This window comes from Knoellia terrae (genome assembly GCF_048606435.1).
Lineage (GTDB): Bacteria > Actinomycetota > Actinomycetes > Actinomycetales > Dermatophilaceae > Knoellia > Knoellia terrae.
On sequence record NZ_JBMBWH010000001.1, the window covers coordinates 536308 to 556080 of the forward strand.

Below are 19773 nucleotides of genomic sequence, written 5' to 3' on the forward strand. Positions count from 1 at the left end.
ACGATGGGCGCGTGACGACCACGTATGCCGCGCCGACCCTGGGGATGCTCGACGCGATGCGCCGGGCGCCGTCCCTGCTCGCGGCGATCGAGCTCCTCGACTCCCTCGTGGACGCGGTGCGGGACGAGGGCGACGCCGCCATGTCGAGCCTGCGCGACGCCATCGATGACGACACCGACCAGCTGACGGCGATCGCCGCGGTGCACGCCGCTGCAGCCGGGGGAGCGGAGATGGCCTCCGCGCTGGTCGTGCCCCTGCTGACCTCGCCCGTGCCCTTCCTCCGGGAGCACGCCACCTGGGCGCTGCGCACGTGCACGCCGCTGCCGGAGGCGGTCGCTGCGTTGTGCGCGACGATGGGGCAGGGCGGCTTCGTCGGCATGCTCGCCGATGCGACGCTCGAGGCCTGGGGGGTCACCGGACCCGACGAGGACGTCGCGGTCCCTTCCGGCGCGCGTCCGCAGGACCGCGCGCAGCCGGGCCTGACGGTCGCCCAGCTGTTCCTCCACGCCGACCTCGACGGGAACCTGCGGAACGCCGGGAAGGGGGACACCGGCGGGATCGCGACCCTGCTCGTCCACCTCGGTGATGCCCTGGCCTCGGAGCCCGGGATCGCGCGGGTGCTGACCCTCTCGCGCAGCCATGGCGTGGAGGACCGCAGCCCCGACGGCGCGCCCGGTCCCGGGCACCACTACCTCCGCGTTCCTCTCCCGGGCGCGGCCCGGCCCTCCGGCGACACCTGGCCGCTCCGTGTCCCCACCCGACGCGGGATCCGGCGAGCGCTGGTCGCCGCGGCCCCTGTCGACGTCCTGCACCTGCGAATGGCCGACGTCGGGTCGTGGGCCGCGTCGGAGGTCGCCCGAGACCTGGGGATCCCCACGGTGCTGACCCTGGCGCCGGACCCGCACGCACTCATCGCGGCTCGCGAGGCGACCGGCACGCTCACCCGCGCCAGCTTCGGTGCGGCGGACCACACGGAGCACCTCGTGTTCCGGGTCCGGCTCCTGCGGGACCTCGCGGACCAGGCGGCGCACCTCGTCGCCTTCCCCCGCCCGCGGCTCGACCACGACCTGCGCGAGCTCCTGCACATCGATCCGGACGCGGGCCGGCGTTCGCTCACGGTCGTCCCCGAGGGCATCGACGTGGCTCCCCTCGACCGGGCGGCCCGCGAGGTCGCGCACGCCGCCGCGGGAGATGCCGTCTCGCCGGCCACGTTGCGCGACTTGGCCGAGCTGGACGCCCTGCTCGCGACGCTCCCGCCGGAACGCCGACACCTGCCGCTCGCGATCACGGTCGGGCGGCTGCACCGGGTGAAGGGCATGGCCACCCTCGTCGAGGCGTGGGCGTCCGACGCCGCGGCCGTGCAGGGCTGCAACCTGCTCGTCGTGGGGGGTGACCTGGACGACCCCACCAGCGACGAGGCCGAGCAGCTCTCGCGCATCTGCGCGTCGGTCGCCCGCGTCGATGCCGCCGACCGGGGCCTGCTCCTCGCCGGCCACCGCCCGAACGGGGTGGTCGCCAACTGGCTGGCGGCGGTCCGGCTCGGACGGCCCGGACTCAGCGCGCCGGGCGGGGTGTACGTCTCCGCGAGCCTCAAGGAGGAGTTCGGCATCGCCATCCTCGAGGCCATGGCCTCCGGCCTCGTCGTCGTCACCCCCCGCGAGGGAGGGCCGGCGACCTATGTCGAGCACGGGGTGACGGGCCTGCTCGTCGACACCACCTCCCACTCCGACCTGGCGCACGCCGTCGTCTCGGCCCTCGAGCTGGCTGCCGCCCCCGACGCGCCGGCCCGCGCCGGACGCGTGCGCAACCGGGTGGCCGCGGAGTTCGGCATCACGACGATGGCCTCGTCACTCGCGGCGATCTACTCGGAGGTCGCACGTGACGCTGCTCGTCATCAGTCCTGACTACGCCTCCCACCTGCTTCCCCTCGCCACGCTCGGCACCGCGTGGGGGGCCGCCGGTGAACGGGTCGTCGTGGCGACCGGTCCCTCCACGGACGGCATCGTGCGCCGGTTCGGGTTCGAGCGTGAGCACTTCCAGCTGGGACGCGGGTCCAACCCCGGGGTCATCCGCGCCGAGGACCAGCCGCGCGGCGAGGACGACGCGCTGCGCGGGTTCTTCGCGGCCACGCGGCTGGGAGCCATCCCCACGCTCGCGTTCCAGGCGGCCGCCCGCGGAGCCGACCTGCTCTGGGAGCCCCTGACCGTCGCGCGCGAGGTGCACCGGGTCGTGGAGCGGGTGCGACCCGACCACGTCATCGTCGACCACCTCGCCTTCAGCGCCCGCCTCGGCCTGGCCGCGGCGGGGGTGCCCCACGCCGACGTCGTGCTGGGCCACCCCACGGCCCTCACCGTGGGTGACGAGGTCTATGGCCACCCGCCGGCCTGGCCCCGCCGCATCCAGCCCGACCAGGAGTCGCTCGACAACCTGCGCCGCCAGTGCGAGGGCGTGCGCGACGCCTTCACCCACGAGTGGAACGCCGTGCTCGCAGCCCTGGACCCGGCGGCTCCGGCCAGCGACGACGCGTTCGCGGAGAGGGGGGACACCCTGCTGCTCAACTACCCCGGCGAGCTCCATGCTCCGGAGCGCACCGCGCTGCTGGGTCGGCACGCCTTCCTCGGCTCGGCGGTCCGCACCGAGGAGCGCGACGCCGAGGTGGACGCCTGGCTGGCCGGCAGCGCGGCGCCGGTCGTCTACGTCAGCCTCGGTAGCTTCCTCTCGGTGCGGTCGGACGTGCTGGCTCGCGTCGCCGAGGCGCTGCGCGGTCTGGACGTCCGCGTCGCCCTGGCCTCCGGCTCCACGCCCCGGGAGTCGCTGGGTCCGGTGCCCCCGTCCTGGCTCGTCCGCCCCGAGCTGCCGCAGGTCACGCTGCTGGCCCGCTCGGCGCTCGCGGTGTCGCACGGGGGCAACAACAGCGTCACCGAGGCCCTCACCGCCGGGGTCCCGTTGCTCCTCCTCCCGATGTCGACCGACCAGTTCGCCGGGTCGGCCGCACTCGAGGCGGCGGGTCTCGGCGAGGCGCTCGACCCGAACGCCGCGGACACGGGCGAGCTGCGTGACGCGGCATCCCGCCTGCTGTCCCTCGGGCCGGAGTCGGCGGCCCGGCTGGCGAGGCTGTCCTCGGAGCTCACCGGCACGCCCGGCGCCCAGCGGGCGCGCGCCGCCCTGCTGGAGGCAAGCCACGCCTCGGCCGGCGGGTCGCCTCCGGCCGGCACGGACGGCTGACCGGCGACGGACCCGCCCCACGGTCGGTCGCGGTGTCGGCCCGGTGCGGCAGGATGAGCGGGTGAGCGAGAGCGACCTGATGACCGAGGCCGAGCCGGCCCCCGAGGAGGCCCGTCACGAGTGGGCCGACCTCGCGGAGCAGGCGGCCGCCCACCAGTTCGCCTACCACGTCAAGGACGCGCCGACGATCAGCGACGGCGACTACGACGCCCTCATGAGGCGGCTCAACGCGCTCGAGGACCAGTACCCCTCGCTCCGCACCCCCGACAGCCCGACCCAGTCCGTGGGCGGGGCCATCTTCTCGACCGACTTCGCGGCCGTCGACCACCTCGAGCGGATGCTCAGCCTCGACAACGCCTTCTCGCCCGAGGAGATGCTCGAGTGGGCCGGCCGGGTCGAGCGCGAGGCCGGCACCGGGTTCCACTACCTGTGCGAGCTCAAGATCGATGGCCTCGCCATCAACCTCCTCTACGAGAAGGGCCGGCTCACGCGCGCCCTCACCCGCGGTGACGGGCGCACCGGAGAGGACGTGACCCTCAACGTCCGCACGATCTCCGGCATACCCACCGTTCTCGAAGCCAGCCCGGCGCATCCGGTGCCCGACCTCGTCGAGGTGCGCGGCGAGGTCTTCTTCCCCATCGAGGCGTTCGCCGACCTCAACGCCTCGCTCGTGGAGGCCGGCAAGGCGCCGTTCGCCAACCCGCGCAACGCGGCTGCGGGCTCCCTGCGGATGAAGGACCCACGGGTCACCGCGACCCGGCCGCTGCGGATGCTCGTGCACGGCGTCGGCAGGCGGGAGGGGTTCGAGCTCACCCGTCAGAGCCAGGCTTACGAGTCGCTCAAGGCGTGGGGCATGCCCGTGTCCACCCACTACGAGGTGCTCGACAGCATCGACGAGGTCAACGCCTTCATCGTCCGCACGGGGGAGCACCGCCATGACGTCGAGCACGAGATCGACGGGGTCGTGGTCAAGGTCGACGAGATCGCCGTGCAGCGCCAGCTCGGGTCGACGTCACGCGCCCCCCGGTGGGCCATCGCGTTCAAGTACCCGCCCGAGGAGGTCAACACCAGGCTCCTCGACATCCAGGTCAACGTCGGTCGCACCGGCCGGGTGACGCCGTTCGGGGTCATGGAGCCCGTCGTCGTGGCCGGCTCCACGGTCGAGCGGGCCACCCTGCACAACGCCACGGAGGTGGTGCGCAAGGGCGTCCTCATCGGCGACACCGTCGTGCTCCGCAAGGCCGGGGACGTCATCCCCGAGATCCTCGGGCCGGTGGTGGGCCTGCGCGACGGCACCGAGCGCGCGTTCGTCATGCCCACCGAGTGCCCCTCCTGCGGCACGACCCTCGCGCCGGCGCGGGAGGGGGACAAGGACATCCGCTGCCCCAACTCCCGCTCCTGCCCGTCGCAGCTGGCCGAGCGGCTCTCCGGGCTGGCCGGTCGGGGGGCCTTCGACATCGAGGCCCTGGGCTGGGAGGGGGCCGTCGCGCTGCTCGAGTGCGGAGTGCTCACCGACGAGTCGACCCTCTTCGGCCTCACTGACGCCGACATCGCCCGGGTCCCGCTCTACACGCGCGCGGCCAGGAAGACCGACCCGCCCGAGGCGGTCGTCGACGGCCGGGCCCTGTCGGCCAACGGCGCCAAGCTCGTGGCGAACCTGGAGGCGGCGAGGACCAAGCCGCTGTGGCGCGTGCTCGTCGCACTCTCGATCCGCCACGTCGGCCCGACGGCGGCCCGCGCGCTGGCACAGCACTTCGGCTCGATGGCGGCGATCCGCGCGGCGAGCGTCGAGGAGCTGTCCGCTGTCGAGGGCGTCGGCGGCGTGATCGCCGAGTCCGTGCGCGAGTGGTTCGACGGCGAGGGCAATGAGTGGCACAACGACATCGTCGACCGCTGGGCTGCCGACGGCGTCGTCATGGAGGACGAGCGCGACGCGTCGGTCGAGCAGACCCTCGCCGGGCTCACGGTCGTCGTGACCGGGTCGCTCGAGGGCTTCAGTCGAGACGAGGCCAAGGAGGCGATCCTGGCGCGTGGGGGCAAGGCGTCCGGCTCGGTCTCCAAGAAGACCGACTACGTCGTCGTCGGCCCTGGTGCCGGGTCCAAGGAGGACAAGGCCCGCGAGCTGGGCCTGACGATTCTCGACGAGGCGGGGTTCGCGACCCTGCTCGAGAACGGCTCTGCGAGCGCCGTGGACGAGACGCCGACCGACGACGAGGCCGACGCGCCCTAGCTCCCGGTCACCAGTGGCCGGGGTCGCTGCGGTGCGCGGGCGGCGACGCTGGCGCCGATGGCGCCGACGGCGCGGACCACCGGGGGGCGGCGGTCCACCCGGTCCCGTCCGCGTCCTCGGAGCCGTCCGACCCACCCTCGGCGGCGATCGTCGCCCGGCTGCGTGCCGTGGCCGCGGTGACGATGGTGTCCACCTCGGGTGCGTCGTCGCCGAACGCGAGCCGGCCGGCCCGGGCCAGCTGTGAGGCGACGTCCTCGCGGGCGGCCGTGATGGCCGCGACGACGTCCCCGGCCAGCTCCGCACCGTCACCACGGCAGGCGACGTCCGGGACGTCCAGCGACTGGAGGACCCCGCGGGCGTCGACGGTCGCGACGACCTGTCGCCCTCGACCCTGCCCGGTCATCGACACGGTGGCGGCCTGCCACTGCGAGGCGCGCTGGAGGCGTTGCACCATGCGGTCGAGGTCGCCCTGGGCGAGGCGCTCTCCGACGGGTGGAAGGTCGATGTCGCTCACCAGGTGCTCCTCGGCGACGGCGCGTCGCCCTGCTCGTCGTGGTCCCCGCCCGGCAGCTCGCCGAGCACCGCCGCCGTGGTCTGCGAGGTGGCGCCGAAGGCGTCGGACGTCAGCCGCTCCACCTCGTCACGCAGCCGGCCCACGGCGTCACCGTGGGCCCGCAGGATTGCGGCCGCGACCTGACGGCCCGACCGTGACGCGCCCTCGTCGGTGATGGACAGCGCGGTGACCAACCCGCTCGCATCGAGGGTGACGCGGACGCCGTCCTGCCGTGACTCGTCGGTCGCGCCGAGCGACTCGTACCCGGCCCGGAAGGCGGTGGCCCGGTCGGCCCGCTCACGCGCGCGGGAGATGCCGTCCTGGATCCGCGCCAGCGCCTCGTCGGCGGACGTCGAGCGGTGGCCGCGCGCGTCAGTCATCGGTGTCCTCGTTCACGTTCTTGACCGCGTCGGCCGTGGTCTTGATCCCGATGTCGCGGAAGAGGTCGGGCAGGCCGCTCTGCCACCCGTTGACGGCGAGGTCGATCGCCTCGTCCGAGGTGCGCGGAGCGTGCCTGCCGGCGGGGGTGAGCGGGACGGCCGGGGCCCCCTCGCTGAACCACCTCGGCATCTCGTCGACGATCGACTTGAGGTCGTCGAGCTTCTCGGCGAGCGACCGGCCCGACGTCACGACACCGGAGACCTGGGGGCCGACCTTGGCCGAGAGGGCCGCCGCACGCGTCGAGGCCTGCTGGATGACGAGGGGCGTCGCGGCACCCAGCGTGAGGATGAGCTCGGTGGCGTAGCTGATGATCGACCCGATGATGTCGCAGAGGCAGTCGCGGATGAGGTCGTGCACGAGGTCGACCAGCTCGCTCAGCGCCTCGTACGCGTCGGCCGCTCCGACCGAGCCCTTGTAGAGCACGTGCAGCTTGAGGGCCAGGGTCCTCGACTGCCGGTTGTAGGCCCGGACCGCAGGCCCCTCCATCGAGGCCATGCGGCTCCGGCGGTCGGCGTCGAGCCCGAAGCGGATGTTGCCCACCTCGTAGCCGATGTTGCGCCAGGTGGCGGCGAAGGCCGCCACGGCCTCGGGGTCGCCGGCCAGCTCGTCGAACCAGTCGTTGAACGGCGAGATGTGCTCGAGCACGAAGCCCAGGCCGGCCGAGATGAGGCTGCCGATCGGGTCCGAGTAGGTCGCGACGGCGTCGATGGCGAGGACACCGCTCGAGAGGGCGAAGTCGATCCACGAGTCACCGCTGAGGTCCGCGTGGAGGTCGTCGACCGAGTCCGCCCACAGCACGGCGGAGTCGAGCAGCCCACTGCCCTCGGTCGAGAGGGGACGGTCCGTCTCGGAGGCGACGAGGTCGTTCTCGGCGCTCACTTGAGCGTCCTGATGACGTTGTCCACCGCGTCGGCGTCGTTGTTGTCGTGCGTGTTCGCGTGGCTGCGCAGGGTGTCGACCGCGTCCTCCATCTCGGCGGCACGGTCGCTGAGCGAGTCCCTCGTCGCGGTCGCCAGCTCGGGAGGCGACGTGCCGAAGAAGTTGAGCATCGGTCCGAAGGCGTCCTGGCTCAGGGTCGTCTCCGCCGCGTCCTTCGCCGACCCGAGCCGCGTGGCGTAGCCGAGGACGTCCCTGGAGTGGTCGCGGATCTGCTCCGTGTCGACGCGGAACTGCATGGTCACCATCCCCCTGGAATCCAGCCGCCCCGGCTGGGCGACTGGGAGCGAGGCTAGCCGAGGGCCGGAGAGGAGGCGATGGGGAAGACTCCCCGTCGGCTTGCGGCCGAGGCGGGTCATCGGTGACCGTAGCGTCGTGCAGACACCGGTGAACGTCCTCCTCGCGGGCCTCGTGCTCATCTTCTTCGTGGTGCCGCTCGTGCGGGGGGCGCTCCAGGCGCTGTCGGAGCGTGACGCCTGGGCGCCGTTCGCGACCCGCCCTGACGGTCGAGGTGCCCACCTGGCACCGGGCCGGTACTTCTCGGCGCTGCGGGCACCGAGGCGCGGGGCGCGCACGAGCGCCGGCCTCGTGGCCCGCTGGGTCGGCTGGGTCGCCGTCACCCTCGTCCTCGTCGCCGGGGTCGTGCAGAGCGTGCTCTCCTCGGGCAGCGGCCGAGCCTGACACCTCGCACCGGCCGCCGGCCGGCGTCCCACCTCCGCACGCTCATCCACTCGTTCGGGGCCGCGGCGCCGCCGCCTAGACTGGGCCGCATGGCTGACCTCACCCGCGACGACGTGGCGCACCTCGCCGGTCTCGCCCGCATCGACCTCTCCGACGCCGAGCTCGACAGGATGGTCGGTGAGCTGGGCGTCATCCTCGAGTCCGTCGCCACCGTGCAGCAGGCGCCGATCGAGGGCGTCGAGCCGATGAGCCACCCGATGCCCATCGTCAACGTCACGCGGCCCGACGTCGTCCGGCCCAGCCTCGCCCCCGAGGACGCGCTCGCCGGCGCGCCGCAGGCCGAGCAGCAGCGCTTCTCCGTTCCCCGCATCCTCGACGAGGACTGAGGCGAACCCGTATGCCGTGAGGTGAGCCCACGGCATACCCCGCCCCTTCGAGCACCACGCCTCCCGCAACCGCAAGGACAGATGTGACCACCGACCTGACCCGCGCCAGCGCCGCCGAGCTCTCCGAGCTGCTCTCCCGAGGGGAGGCGTCCTCGGTCGAGGTGACGCAGGCGCTGCTCGACCGGACCGACGCCGTCGACGAGGACGTCCACGCCTACCTCCACGTGAACCGCGAGGGTGCGCTCGCGAGCGCGCGCGACGTCGACGGGCGACGCGGCCGCGGCGAGGAGCTGCACCGCCTGGCGGGCGTTCCGGTCGCGGTCAAGGACGTCATGGCGACCAAGGGCCTGCCGACGACGTGTGGCAGCAGGATCCTCGAGGGCTGGGTCCCGCCCTACGACGCGACGGTGGTGAGCCGCCTCAAGCAGGCCGGCATGCCGATCCTCGGCAAGACCAACATGGACGAGTTCGCCATGGGCTCCTCGACCGAGCACTCCGCCTACGGCCCGACCCGCAACCCGTGGGACCTCGACCGCATCCCCGGTGGGTCCGGTGGTGGCTCGAGCGCCGTCGTCGCGTCCTTCCAGGCGCCGCTCGCGATCGGCACCGACACCGGAGGCTCGATCCGCCAGCCGGCCGCCGTCACGGGAACCGTCGGGACCAAGCCGACCTACGGCGGGGTGTCGCGCTACGGCCTCGTCGCGCTGGCGTCCTCCCTCGACCAGGCCGGTCCCTGCACCCGCACCGTCCTCGACGCGGCGCTGCTGCACGAGGTCATCGGCGGCCACGACCCGATGGACTCCACCTCGATCGACGCGCCGGTCCCGGCCGTCGTCGAGGCGGCCCGTCGCGCGGACGTGTCCGGCATGAGGATCGGCATCGTCCGCGAGCTCACCGGCGACGGCTTCCAGGCCGGCGTCCGGGCTCGCTTCGAGGAGTCGGTGCAGCACCTCGTCGACGCCGGCGCCGAGGTCGTCGAGGTCTCGTGCCCGAGCTTCACCGCCGCCCTCGCGGCGTACTACCTCATCCTCCCGTCGGAGGCCTCGAGCAACCTCGCGAAGTTCGACGCCATGCGCTACGGCCTGCGGGTCCTGCCCGAGGGCGTCGACGACCCGAGCGCCGAGCAGGTCATGGCGGCGACGCGTGACGCGGGCTTCGGTGACGAGGTCAAGCGCCGCATCATCCTCGGCACCTACGCGCTGTCGTCGGGCTACTACGACGCCTACTACGGCTCGGCACAGAAGGTCCGCCGCCTCATCGCCGACGACTTCAGCCGCGCGTTCGAGTCCGCCGACGTGCTCGTCAGCCCGACGGCCCCGACCACGGCGTTCCGCTTCGGCGACAAGATGGACGACCCGATGGCCATGTACCTCAACGACGTCGCGACCATCCCGGCCAACCTCGCCGGCGTGCCCGGCATGTCGCTGCCGAGCGGCCTCGCCGACGAGGACGGTCTGCCCGCCGGGTTCCAGATCCTCGCGCCGGCCGCCCGGGACGAGCGCCTGTATGCCGTCGGGGCGGCTCTCGAGCAGCGGCTCCTGGCCGCGTGGGGCGGGCCGCTGCTCGACCGCGCACCCGACCTGTCCACCGCCACGACGACGAAGGGTGCGTAACATGAGCGCCACGACCACGGACGCGACTCTCGCCTATGACGAGGTGCTCGAGCGCTACGACCCGGTCATGGGGCTCGAGGTCCACGTCGAGCTCGGCACCGCGACGAAGATGTTCTGCGGCTGTGCCACCGAGTTCGGCGCCGAGCCCAACTCGCAGGTCTGCCCGGTCTGCCTCGGCCTGCCGGGCGCCCTGCCGGTCGTCAACGAGAAGGCGGTCGAGTCGGCCATCCGGATCGGCCTCGCGCTCAACTGCGAGATCGCGTCGTGGTGCCGCTTCGCGCGGAAGAACTACTTCTACCCGGACATGCCCAAGAACTTCCAGACCTCGCAGTACGACGAGCCGATCGCGTTCGAGGGCTTCCTCGAGGTCGACCTCGACGACGGCACGACCTACCGCGTCGAGATCGAGCGCGCCCACATGGAGGAGGACACCGGCAAGTCGCTGCACGTCGGCGGCTCGACCGGTCGCATCCACGGCGCCACCCACTCGCTCGTCGACTACAACCGCGCGGGCATCCCGCTCATCGAGATCGTCACCAAGCCGCTGCGCGGTGCGGGGGAGCGCGCGCCCGAGATCGCGCGCGCCTACGTCGCCGCCCTGCGCGACCTGCTCAAGGCGCTCGACGTGTCCGACGTGAAGATGGAGCAGGGCTCGATGCGCTGCGACGTCAACCTCTCGCTCATGCCCAAGGGCACGGAGGCGCTCGGCACCCGATCGGAGACCAAGAACGTCAACTCGCTCCGCTCGGTCGAGCGCGCGGTCCGCTACGAGATGTGCCGTCACGGCGCGATCCTCGACGCCGGCCGCTCGGTCGTCCAGGAGACCCGTCACTGGCACGAGGACACCGGGGTCACGACCTCCGGCCGCGAGAAGTCGGACGCCGACGACTACCGCTACTTCCCCGAGCCGGACCTCGTGCCGCTGGCGCCCACGCGCGAGACCGTCGAGGCCCTGCGCCAGACCCTGCCCGAGCCCCCCGCGCAGCGCCGCAGGCGCCTCCAGTCCGACTGGGGCTTCGCCGACCTCGAGATGCGCGACGTCGTCAACGCCGGCCTCGTCGAGCTCATCGGTGAGACCGTCGACGCCGGAGCCTCACCGGCGGGTGCCCGCAAGTGGTGGTCCGGTGAGGTCGCCCGCCGCGCGAACGCCGCCGCCGTCGACGTGCCTTCGTATGCCGCGGAGCGCGCGATCACGCCCGCCCAGGTCGTGGAGCTCGAGTCGCTCGTCATCTCGGGTCGGCTCAACGACTCGATGGCCCGTCAGGTGTGGGAGGGGGTCCTCGACGGTGAGGGCACCCCGACCGAGGTCGCCGACGCCCGCGGCCTCGAGCTGGTCCAGGACGACGGTGCCCTCGACGCGGCCGTCGACGAAGTCATCGCGGCCAACCCCGACGTCGCCCAGAAGGTCCGCGACGGCAAGGTGCAGGCCGCCGGCGCCCTCATCGGCCAGGTCATGAAGGCGATGAAGGGCCAGGCCGACGCCGGGAGGGCCCGCGAGCTCATCCTCGCCAAGCTCAGCTGACAGCACTCTCTCGACGTGTTGCGCACAACGGGCGCGTGACCGTTGTGCGCAATACGTCGTGGTCAGCGGCGGCCGCCGCCCAGCAGCCCGCCGAGCACGTCGAGGATCGACCCACCCGACCGCTCGTTCTGCTGGCTCTGCTGCGTCTGCTGGGGAGCCGGCATCCGGGTCGGGGTGCCCCCACCGAGGGCCCCCCCCAGGACGTCCTGAAGCATCGAGTCGAGTGACCCGGGCCCACCCTCGGTTCCCTGGCTCGGGGCCGGCGCCTGCTGGGTCGTTCCGCCCCCGAGCCCGCCGCCGCCCAGCCCGCCGCCGCCACCCTTGAGCACCCGGTTGGCCAGGTAGGACAGGACGATCGGCGCGAGGATCGGGATGAGGCGCTTGACCAGGCCGCCACCGGCACCGGTGCCGCCGAGGGCCGAGTAGACCTGGTCCTCGTTGGGGCCGAAGATGTGCGAGGCGATCCTCTGGCCGTCGCCCTCGTCGACCTGGCCCAGGTCGACCCCGCCGGTAAGCAGGTCGTCGTCGTGCTGCCCGAGCGCCTCGACGATCGAGCTGGCGCCGCCCGGGTCCTGGGCGTTGGCGTGGAGCCCGCCGAGGAGCGCGGGGAGCGCGGCCTGCGCGGCCTGCTGCACCTCCTGTGGCTCGGCTCCGACCTGCTGCGCCAGCTGGTCGATGGGCAGGCTCTGGAGGATGTCGTCGATCGCGGCCATGGTGGTGTCACCTCTCGTGGGTCGCCGGGCTCTCGCGCTCGGCGCTGCCCCTCAACGTACGTCCGACCACCACCCCGCAGGGGCTCACCGAGCAGCCCTCTGCCCGACCTCAGCCGACCGGCACCCTCACGACCCGGTCGTCGCCGGGGCGGGGATCGCCGCGGAAGGTGTTGCTGGTGAGCATCCACAGGGTCCCGTCCGGCGCGGCCACCACGTCACGGATGCGGCCGTACCTCTCGCGGAGCAGGCGCACCGGCTCACCCCGGCGCCGAGGCCCGTCAACTGCCACCTTCCACAGGGACTCACCACGTAGGGCCGCCAGGTAGACGGCGCCGTCAGCACCGACCGCGATCCCGCTCGGCGACGCGTCGTCGGTGGACCACTGGGCGATCGGGGCGACGAAGTCGTCGCCGCCACCGTCGAGCCCCTCCGCCTCCGGCCAGCCGTAGTTGCCCCCGGGGGTGATGACGTTGAGCTCGTCCCAGGTGTTCTGGCCGAACTCGCTCGCGAACATCGTGCCGTCGCGCCCCCAGGCGAGGCCCTGGACGTTGCGGTGACCCAGGCTCCACACCGGGCTCGCGCCGAAGGGGTTGCCCGGAGCCGGCTTCCCGTCCGCGGTGATCCGCAGGATCTTGCCGCCGAGGTTGCCGCGGTCCTGCGACCGGTCCGGCTCGGCCGCGTCACCGGTGCCGACGTAGAGGAACCCGTCCGGTCCCCACGCGATCCGGCCACCGTTGTGGTTGCCTGCCTTCGGTATGCCGGTCAGCACGGGAGTCATCTCGCCCAGCCCGTCGTCCTCGAGCGTGGTGCGCAGGACCCGGTTGCCGCTGTCCGAGGTGACGTAGAGGTGCACCACGCCGTCGCTGGCGAACGTGGGCGACACGGCCACCCCGAGCAGGCCGCCCTCCCCGCCCGCGTCGACACCGTCGACCTCGCCCACGTCGGAGCGCTGGCCCTCGGGCGTGACCCGGACGACCCGGGCCTCGTCGCGCAACGTGACGAGCGCGTCACCGTCCGGGAGGAACGCGACGGACCACGGCACGTCGAGCCCGGTGACGACGTCCGAGGGCGACCCCGCGGGGATCGGTGCACTCGAGGTCGGTGAGCCCGAGGCCGAGGGCGTCGCGTCCGGAGAGGCACTGGCAGAGGACGACGCCGTCGAGGGTGTCGGGGTCGACGGTGGAGGCGCCTCCTCGGAGGGCGCCGAGCACGCCGCGAGCGCGATCGTCAGGCCCAGCGCGAGGACGGGGGGCAGCGTGCGGCGACAGGACGGCATACCCGATCGTCTCCCGGCGGGAGCACGAAGACCATGCCGGCGCAGGGAACTTCCAGGATTCCGGGACCGTGCCGCGAACCTCGCCGCCGCGTCGCCTAGGGTCGAGCGCATGGTCGTCGTCTCCTTCCCGGACCCCACCCTGCGAGACGCGGTGGGCGAGGTGCCCGGTGTCGAGAGCGTGTTGTGGGACCCCGCCGGCGAGGCGGCTCCCGACCCCCGGATCGAGGTCGTCGTCGCGCCGTACCTCGGTGCTGCCGAGGCGCTGTCGGCGGTGGAGCAGCTCGAGGGGTGCCGGCTCGTCCAGCTCCAGTCGGCGGGGTTCGACGGGGTGCTCGAGGCGGTCCCCGAGTCGGTCGCCGTGGCGAACGCGGCGGGTGTCTACGACGCCGCCACGGCAGAGCTCGCCGTCGGCATGGCCATCGCCTCGCTGCGGGGCATCCCGCAGGCCGTCCGCGCCGGTGACGAGCAGCGGTGGGCGTCGCTCGGACAGCGTCCCTCGCTCGCCGACCGGCGGGTGCTCATCGTCGGGTACGGCTCCGTCGGGTCGGCCATCGCCCGCCGCCTGGTCCCCTTCGAGGTGTCCCTCACGGCCGTGGCCTCGCGCCCCCGTGCCGGTGACGGGACGGTCGCCGAGGTCCGCGGCGTCGACGAGCTCCCCGGGCTGCTGCCCGCCCACGACGTCGTCATCGTCATCACGCCCCTCAACGACGCCACCCGGCACCTCGTCGACGAGGCCTTCCTGTCGGCCATGCCGGACGGCGCGCTCCTCATCAACGTTGCTCGTGGCCCGGTGGCCGACACCGACGCCCTGGTCCGGCACGCAGGGCGGCTCCGCCTCGCGCTGGACGTGACCGACCCCGAGCCCCTGCCCGACGGGCACGCCCTCTGGGGCGCACCGGACGTCCTCATCACCCCGCACGCCGGAGGCAACACCACCGCCCTCCTGCCACGGATGGCCGCCCTCCTGCGCGACCAGCTCAGCCTGCTGGCCGCGGGGGAGCAGCCCCGCCACCTCGTCAGGCCGATTGTCAAGACCTGACAACCGGCCCCGGCAGGGGGCAAGATCGAGCCATGACCGCTGCTGCTGAGGACCGGACCCTCGTCCTCGTGCGCCACGCCAAGGCCGAGGCGGTCGGCGACGACGGGGACCACGAGCGCGAGCTGACGGCGCGCGGCCACCGGGACGCGCGGGCGGCCGGACTGTGGTTGAGCGAGCAGGGCATCGGGGTCGACGAGGTGCTGTGCTCGACCGCGGCCCGGGCCCAGCAGACCTGCGAGGACATGTGGAACGCCGGCTGCTCCGAGGCCGACGTCCACCACGACCACCGCATCTACAACGCGGCACCGGAGCGGCTGCTCACCCTCGTGCGAGAGGCGGACTCCGACGCCAACGTCGTCATGGTCGTCGGGCACGCCCCGGGGATCCCGGCGCTCGCCTCGATGCTCGCCGACGGGGAGGGGAGCGAGCGGGCGCACGACCTCATGAGCCAGGGCTTCCCCACGTCGGGCGTCGCGGTGCTGCGCTTCTCGGGGCACTGGAGCGACCTGGCCCTCGGCGTGCCCCGGCTCGACCGCTTCCACGTGGCGCGCGGCGCCCACTGACCCGCGGGCGCGCCGGCCCACTGCGGAGACGCTCAGGTGACGGAGCGCATCGCCTCGATCGCCCCGCGCAGGTAGCGCTCGACCAGCGCGCGCTCGTCGTCGTCGAGCGGGGCGTCGATCTCGGCGAGTTTGGTGAACATCGGCGCGAGCAGGGTGAACACCTCGCGGCGGCCCGACTCGGTGACGACCACCTCGGTGCGGCGTCCGTCGGCGGAGTGTGGCCGGCGCTCGGCATGGCCCCGGGCGACGAGCCGGTCGACGACCCCGGAGGCGGCGGCGGAGGTCACCCCGAGCGCCTTGGCGAGCTCGACCGGCCCCATCGGCGAGGCCGCGAGGTGTCGCAGCGAGTGCAGCTCGGAGACCGACAGACCTGCCCTGCGCGCCACGTCGTGCGGCACCTGCGCGGCGAGGTCGACGAGCTCCTGGAGCGCCTCGAGGGACGACGACGGACGGTATGCCGGCGCGACCGAGGTCACGGTGGTCATCCCCTCGTGGGTGGGGGCCGCGACGGTGTCGCGGCTTGCGCCGGAGCGCTGGTCTTCCGTAATATCACTCACCTACTTAGCAACTTGGTGAATCATCCGCCAAGCAACCCTATCAAGGAGCTCCCTCATGGCCGGCCTTTCTCGCCTCATCACCCGCAGGTGGGTCGCCGGCCTGCTCGCCCTCTGTGCGCTGCTCGCCGCCGGAGTGACCATCGGCGTGGTCGGCCAGGCCGAGCTCGGGCCGACGGCGACCGCGTCCCTGCCACTGGGGTCGGACAGCAGGGCCGCGACCGAGCTGAGCGCCGAGCTGCCCGAGGCTGAGGGGTCGGCCGCACTGGTCCTCTACAGCAGCGACGAGCGGCTCGGCGCCGATGCGCTCGCCGTCGTGCAGGAGCGGGCGCGCTCGCTGCCCGGTGCCACCGGAGCGCCGCCGGTCGTCGCCGAGGACGGCACCGCAGCCACGGTCTTCGTCCCGGTCGTCGCCGACGACGCCACGGAGACCGCGGACGTCGTGGCCGAGCTCCGCACCGCGGCGAAGGCGGACCTGCCCGACGGGCTCACCGCCCAGGTCACCGGGCCGGCCGCGATCCAGGCCGACCTCGCCGCGGTCTTCGACGGCGCCAACGTCCGTCTGCTCGGGGCCACGGCGGGCGTCGTCGCGCTGCTGCTCATCATCACCTACCGCAGCCCGGTGCTCTGGCTCGTGCCGCTCACCGTGGTGGGGGTCGCCGACCAGCTCGCGGCGGTGCTCGCGACGCGCACGCTGGCCGTCTTCGACGTCCAGTGGGACGAGTCGACCATCGGCATCCTCTCGGTCCTCGTCTTCGGCGCCGGGACCGACTACGCCCTGCTGCTCATCTCGCGCTACCGCGACGAGCTGCGGGTGCACGCCGACCGCCGGGACGCCATGGCCAAGGCCCTCACCCGCACCGCGGAGGCCGTCCTCTCCAGCGCCTCCACCGTCGTCATCGGCCTGCTCACCCTCCTGCTGTCGGCGTTCCCGACGACCCGGGGTCTCGGTCTCGCCTGCGCCGTGGGCGTCGTCGTGGCCGCAGCGTTCGTGCTCGTCGTGCTGCCCGCCGCCCTCGTCGTCTTCGGCCGGTGGATCTTCTGGCCCAAGGTCCCCCGTGAGGGTCAGGCCAGCCTGGCCGACTCCCGTTCGCTCTGGCGGCGCGTCGGCGACACCGTGGCGCGACGTCCCGCCGTCTTCGCCACCGCCACCGTCGTGCTGCTCGCGGTCGCGGCGACCGGCATGACCCAGATCCGGACTGGCCTCGACGGGGCCGACCAGTTCCTCCAGAAGCCGGAGGCCATCTCGGCAGGAGAGCGCCTCTCGGAGTCCTTCCCTGCCGGCTCCGCCGACCCGACGACGGTCGTGTCCCGAGGCGCCGACCCGGCTGCCCTCGCCTCGACCGTCTCGGCGGTCGACGGCGTCTCCTCGACCCGCGAGGTGGCCAGCGCCGGTGGCGTGAGCGAGATCCAGGCCGTCCTCGAGGCCGCGCCCGGCTCCGACGAGGCCACCGACGCGGTCATCGCGATCCGCGCCGCCGTCGCCGACCTGCCCGAGACCCACGTCGGGGGGACCGAGGCCGAGGCCCTCGACGCGTCCGAGGCGTCCAGCCGCGACCGGTTCCTCATCTTCCCGCTCATCCTCGGCCTCGTCCTCGTGGCGCTGGGCCTGCTGCTGCGGTCGGTGGTCGCACCGGTCATCCTCGTGTCCACCGTCGTCGCGACCTACCTGTCGAGCCTCGGCCTCTCGTGGGTCCTCTTCACCCAGGTGCTCGGCTTCGACCTGCTCGACGACGGCGTGCCCCTGCTCGCCTTCGTCTTCCTCGTGGCGCTCGGGGTGGACTACAACATCTTCCTCGTCACCCGGGCTGCCGAGGAGGCCCGCGGCCACGGCTCCCGCGAGGGCATGCTGCGGGCCCTGTCGGCCACCGGTGGAGTGATCACGAGCGCCGGCATCCTGCTCGCCGCGGTGTTCGCGGTGCTCGGGGTCCTCCCGCTCGTCGTCCTCGCCCAGCTCGGCGTCGTCATCTGCATCGGCGTGCTGCTCGACACCCTCGTCGTGCGCACCGTCCTCGTGCCGGCCATCGCCCTCGTCCTCGGCGACCGCTTCTGGTGGCCACGTCGCGTGGACGGGGCCGACCGGTCCGAGATCGCCTCCCGCGGTGCGGGCGACCCCGAGCCGGAGCTGGTCGCGGCCGAGAGGTGAGATCGGCGTCCCAGCCCATGGACACGCGTCCTACAGTTGGGCGCATGAGCGACGCTCCTGACATCAAGCCCCGCAGCCGCGACGTCACCGACGGCCTGGAGAAGACCGCGGCCCGGGGGATGCTGCGGGCCGTGGGCATGGGCGACGACGACTGGGTCAAGCCGCAGATCGGCGTGGCCAGCTCGTGGAACGAGATCACCCCGTGCAACCTCTCGCTCGACCGGCTGGCCAAGGCGGTCAAGGACGGCGTGCACTCCGGAGGCGGCTACCCGCTGGAGTTCGGCACCATCTCGGTGTCGGACGGCATCTCCATGGGGCACGAGGGCATGCACTTCTCGCTCGTGTCGCGCGAGATCATCGCCGACTCCGTCGAGACGGTGATGAACGCCGAACGGCTCGACGGCTCGGTGCTGCTGGCCGGGTGCGACAAGAGCCTGCCGGGCATGCTCATGGCCGCCGCGCGCCTCGACCTCGCGTCGGTCTTCCTGTATGCCGGGTCCATCCTTCCCGGGATCGCCAAGCTCTCGGACGGGTCCGAGAAGACCGTCACGATCATCGACGCGTTCGAAGCCGTCGGCGCCTGCGCCGCCGGGAAGATGTCGCGCGCGGACGTCGACGCCATCGAGCGTGCGATCTGCCCGGGCGAGGGCGCCTGCGGCGGCATGTACACCGCCAACACGATGGCCTCCGTCGCCGAGGCGATGGGCATGTCGCTGCCGGGTTCGGCCGCCCCGCCCGCTACGGACCGCCGCCGCGACGGGTTCGCCCGCAAGTCCGGTGAGGCCGTCGTCGAGCTGCTCCGTCGCGGCGTCACCGCGCGCCAGATCATGACCAAGGAGGCCTTCGAGAACGCCATCGCCGTCGTCATGGCCTTCGGCGGCTCGACCAACGCCGTGCTCCACCTCCTCGCGATCGCCCACGAGGCCGAGGTCGACCTCACCATCGGCGACTTCCAGCGTGTCGGCGCCAAGGTCCCGCACCTCGCCGACGTCAAGCCGTTCGGCCAGTTCGTCATGACCGACATCGACCGGGTCGGGGGAGTGCCCGTCGTCATGAAGGCGCTGCTCGACGCGGGCCTCCTCCACGGCGACTGCCTCACGGTCACCGGCCGCACGGTCGCCGAGAACCTCGCCGACATCCGCCCGCCGGACCCCGACGGCCACGTCGTCCGTGCCATGTCCGAGCCGATCCACCGCACGGGTGGCCTGACGATCCTCAGCGGCTCGCTCGCGCCCGAGGGCGCGGTCGTCAAGTCGGCCGGCTTCGACACCGACGTCTTCGAGGGCACGGCGCGCGTCTTCGACGGCGAGCGTGCCGCGATGGACGCCGTCGAGCAGGGCGAGCTCAAGCCGCAGGACGTCGTCGTCATCCGCTACGAGGGACCCAAGGGTGGCCCGGGCATGCGCGAGATGCTCGCGGTCACCGGCGCCATCAAGGGCGCCGGCCTGGGCAAGGACGTCCTGCTCCTCACCGACGGCCGGTTCTCCGGAGGCACCACGGGTCTGTGCGTCGGGCACGTCGCCCCCGAGGCCGTCGACGAGGGGCCGATCGCGTTCGTGCGCGACGGTGACGGCATACGCCTCGACGTCGCGAACGGGACCCTCGACCTCCTCGTCGACGACGGCGAGCTCGACCGGCGGCGCGCCGAGGGTGTGACCCACCCCGAGCCGAAGTACACCCGCGGGGTCCTCGCCAAGTACCGCAAGCTCGTCGGCTCTGCCAGCCGCGGCGCCGTCTGCGACTGACGGACCCGCCCAAGTGACCGGATGGTGGGATGTGGCGTCTCACACGTTGACACGACCGGGGCGCCGGAGGAGAGTCGTCGCGTGGCCCGGATCCTCGTACTTCCTCCGGCGCCCGGCCCGGCCTGAGACGGTCGGCCAGGCGCCTCCCTC

General features: G+C 73.1%; 18 protein-coding genes. 11 read left to right on the plus strand and 7 right to left on the minus strand.

Annotation, left to right across the window (positions count from 1 at the left end):
* The first annotated feature begins 11 nt into the window (after nt 1-11).
* The 3 genes from ACOJV9_RS02630 to ligA all read left to right on the plus strand — a co-directional run bounded on the left by ACOJV9_RS02630 (nt 12) and on the right by ligA (nt 5455).
* On the plus strand, nt 12-1904 hold the full coding sequence (locus ACOJV9_RS02630) for a glycosyltransferase (protein ID WP_420183613.1): 1893 nt from the start codon (nt 12-14) through the stop codon (nt 1902-1904).
* The gene (locus ACOJV9_RS02635; RefSeq protein WP_420183614.1) at nt 1879-3225 is read left to right on the plus strand and encodes a nucleotide disphospho-sugar-binding domain-containing protein; all 1347 of its coding nucleotides are present in this window, start codon (nt 1879-1881) and stop codon (nt 3223-3225) included. Before ACOJV9_RS02630 ends, ACOJV9_RS02635 begins: the two co-directional genes overlap by 26 nt.
* A gap of 79 nt (nt 3226-3304) precedes the next feature.
* On the plus strand, nt 3305-5455 hold the full coding sequence (gene ligA, locus ACOJV9_RS02640; protein WP_420183766.1) for an NAD-dependent DNA ligase LigA: 2151 nt from the start codon (nt 3305-3307) through the stop codon (nt 5453-5455).
* 7 nt (nt 5456-5462) lie between these two features.
* On the opposite strand, the gene ACOJV9_RS02645 is transcribed toward ligA, so the two are convergent.
* Genes ACOJV9_RS02645 through ACOJV9_RS02660 form a run of 4 tightly spaced genes read right to left on the minus strand, consistent with a single transcriptional unit; the run spans nt 5463 to nt 7624 of the window.
* Entirely contained in the window at nt 5463-5969 is a 507-nt protein-coding gene (locus ACOJV9_RS02645) for a hypothetical protein (protein ID WP_420183615.1), read from the minus strand.
* On the minus strand, nt 5966-6388 hold the full coding sequence (locus ACOJV9_RS02650) for a hypothetical protein (RefSeq protein ID WP_420183616.1): 423 nt from the start codon (nt 6386-6388) through the stop codon (nt 5966-5968). The genes ACOJV9_RS02645 and ACOJV9_RS02650 overlap by 4 nt, the downstream gene beginning before the upstream one ends.
* Nucleotides 6381-7328 carry a hypothetical protein gene (locus tag ACOJV9_RS02655; protein WP_420183617.1) on the minus strand — a complete coding sequence of 316 codons (948 nt, stop codon included), beginning with the start codon at nt 7326-7328 and terminating at the stop codon, nt 6381-6383. Before ACOJV9_RS02655 ends, ACOJV9_RS02650 begins: the two co-directional genes overlap by 8 nt.
* A complete protein-coding gene (locus tag ACOJV9_RS02660) occupies nt 7325-7624 on the minus strand; it encodes a type VII secretion target (RefSeq protein WP_420183618.1) in 300 nt (99 codons plus the stop codon). The genes ACOJV9_RS02655 and ACOJV9_RS02660 overlap by 4 nt, the downstream gene beginning before the upstream one ends.
* A 136-nt stretch (nt 7625-7760) precedes the next feature.
* Here ACOJV9_RS02660 and ACOJV9_RS02665 point away from each other — a divergent pair, with 136 nt between their 5' ends.
* The 4 genes from ACOJV9_RS02665 to gatB all read left to right on the plus strand — a co-directional run bounded on the left by ACOJV9_RS02665 (nt 7761) and on the right by gatB (nt 11587).
* Nucleotides 7761-8066 (plus strand): hypothetical protein, encoded by a 306-nt coding sequence (locus ACOJV9_RS02665; RefSeq protein ID WP_420183619.1) that lies wholly within the window; start codon nt 7761-7763, stop codon nt 8064-8066.
* Between the two features lie 89 nt (nt 8067-8155).
* Nucleotides 8156-8452, plus strand: a complete 297-nt coding sequence (gene gatC, locus ACOJV9_RS02670; protein WP_420183620.1) for an Asp-tRNA(Asn)/Glu-tRNA(Gln) amidotransferase subunit GatC — start codon at nt 8156-8158, stop codon at nt 8450-8452.
* Nucleotides 8453-8535: 83 nt separating this feature from the next.
* Nucleotides 8536-10065 (plus strand): Asp-tRNA(Asn)/Glu-tRNA(Gln) amidotransferase subunit GatA, encoded by a 1530-nt coding sequence (gene gatA / locus ACOJV9_RS02675; protein ID WP_420183621.1) that lies wholly within the window; start codon nt 8536-8538, stop codon nt 10063-10065.
* Between the two features lies 1 nt (nt 10066).
* Nucleotides 10067-11587 carry an Asp-tRNA(Asn)/Glu-tRNA(Gln) amidotransferase subunit GatB gene (gene gatB, locus ACOJV9_RS02680; RefSeq protein ID WP_420183622.1) on the plus strand — a complete coding sequence of 507 codons (1521 nt, stop codon included), beginning with the start codon at nt 10067-10069 and terminating at the stop codon, nt 11585-11587.
* A gap of 62 nt (nt 11588-11649) precedes the next feature.
* Here the strand turns inward: gatB and ACOJV9_RS02685 are convergent, their stop codons facing one another.
* Both ACOJV9_RS02685 and ACOJV9_RS02690 read right to left on the minus strand, forming a co-directional pair.
* Entirely contained in the window at nt 11650-12300 is a 651-nt protein-coding gene (locus tag ACOJV9_RS02685) for a DUF937 domain-containing protein (RefSeq protein WP_420183623.1), read from the minus strand.
* A 109-nt stretch (nt 12301-12409) separates the two neighbouring features.
* Nucleotides 12410-13576 (minus strand): PQQ-dependent sugar dehydrogenase, encoded by a 1167-nt coding sequence (locus tag ACOJV9_RS02690; protein WP_420183624.1) that lies wholly within the window; start codon nt 13574-13576, stop codon nt 12410-12412.
* Between the two features lie 109 nt (nt 13577-13685).
* Between ACOJV9_RS02690 and ACOJV9_RS02695 the strand changes: the two genes are divergently transcribed.
* Both ACOJV9_RS02695 and ACOJV9_RS02700 read left to right on the plus strand, forming a co-directional pair.
* Nucleotides 13686-14615, plus strand: a complete 930-nt coding sequence (locus tag ACOJV9_RS02695; protein WP_420183625.1) for a 2-hydroxyacid dehydrogenase — start codon at nt 13686-13688, stop codon at nt 14613-14615.
* A gap of 32 nt (nt 14616-14647) precedes the next feature.
* On the plus strand, nt 14648-15178 hold the full coding sequence (locus ACOJV9_RS02700) for a SixA phosphatase family protein (RefSeq protein ID WP_420183626.1): 531 nt from the start codon (nt 14648-14650) through the stop codon (nt 15176-15178).
* Between the two features lie 32 nt (nt 15179-15210).
* Here the strand turns inward: ACOJV9_RS02700 and ACOJV9_RS02705 are convergent, their stop codons facing one another.
* Nucleotides 15211-15663, minus strand: a complete 453-nt coding sequence (locus ACOJV9_RS02705) for a MarR family winged helix-turn-helix transcriptional regulator (RefSeq protein WP_420183627.1) — start codon at nt 15661-15663, stop codon at nt 15211-15213.
* Between the two features lie 127 nt (nt 15664-15790).
* Between ACOJV9_RS02705 and ACOJV9_RS02710 the strand changes: the two genes are divergently transcribed.
* Both ACOJV9_RS02710 and ilvD read left to right on the plus strand, forming a co-directional pair.
* On the plus strand, nt 15791-17878 hold the full coding sequence (locus ACOJV9_RS02710; RefSeq protein WP_420183628.1) for an MMPL family transporter: 2088 nt from the start codon (nt 15791-15793) through the stop codon (nt 17876-17878).
* 44 nt (nt 17879-17922) lie between these two features.
* Nucleotides 17923-19623, plus strand: a complete 1701-nt coding sequence (gene ilvD, locus ACOJV9_RS02715; protein ID WP_420183629.1) for a dihydroxy-acid dehydratase — start codon at nt 17923-17925, stop codon at nt 19621-19623.
* Nucleotides 19624-19773 lie beyond the last annotated feature (150 nt).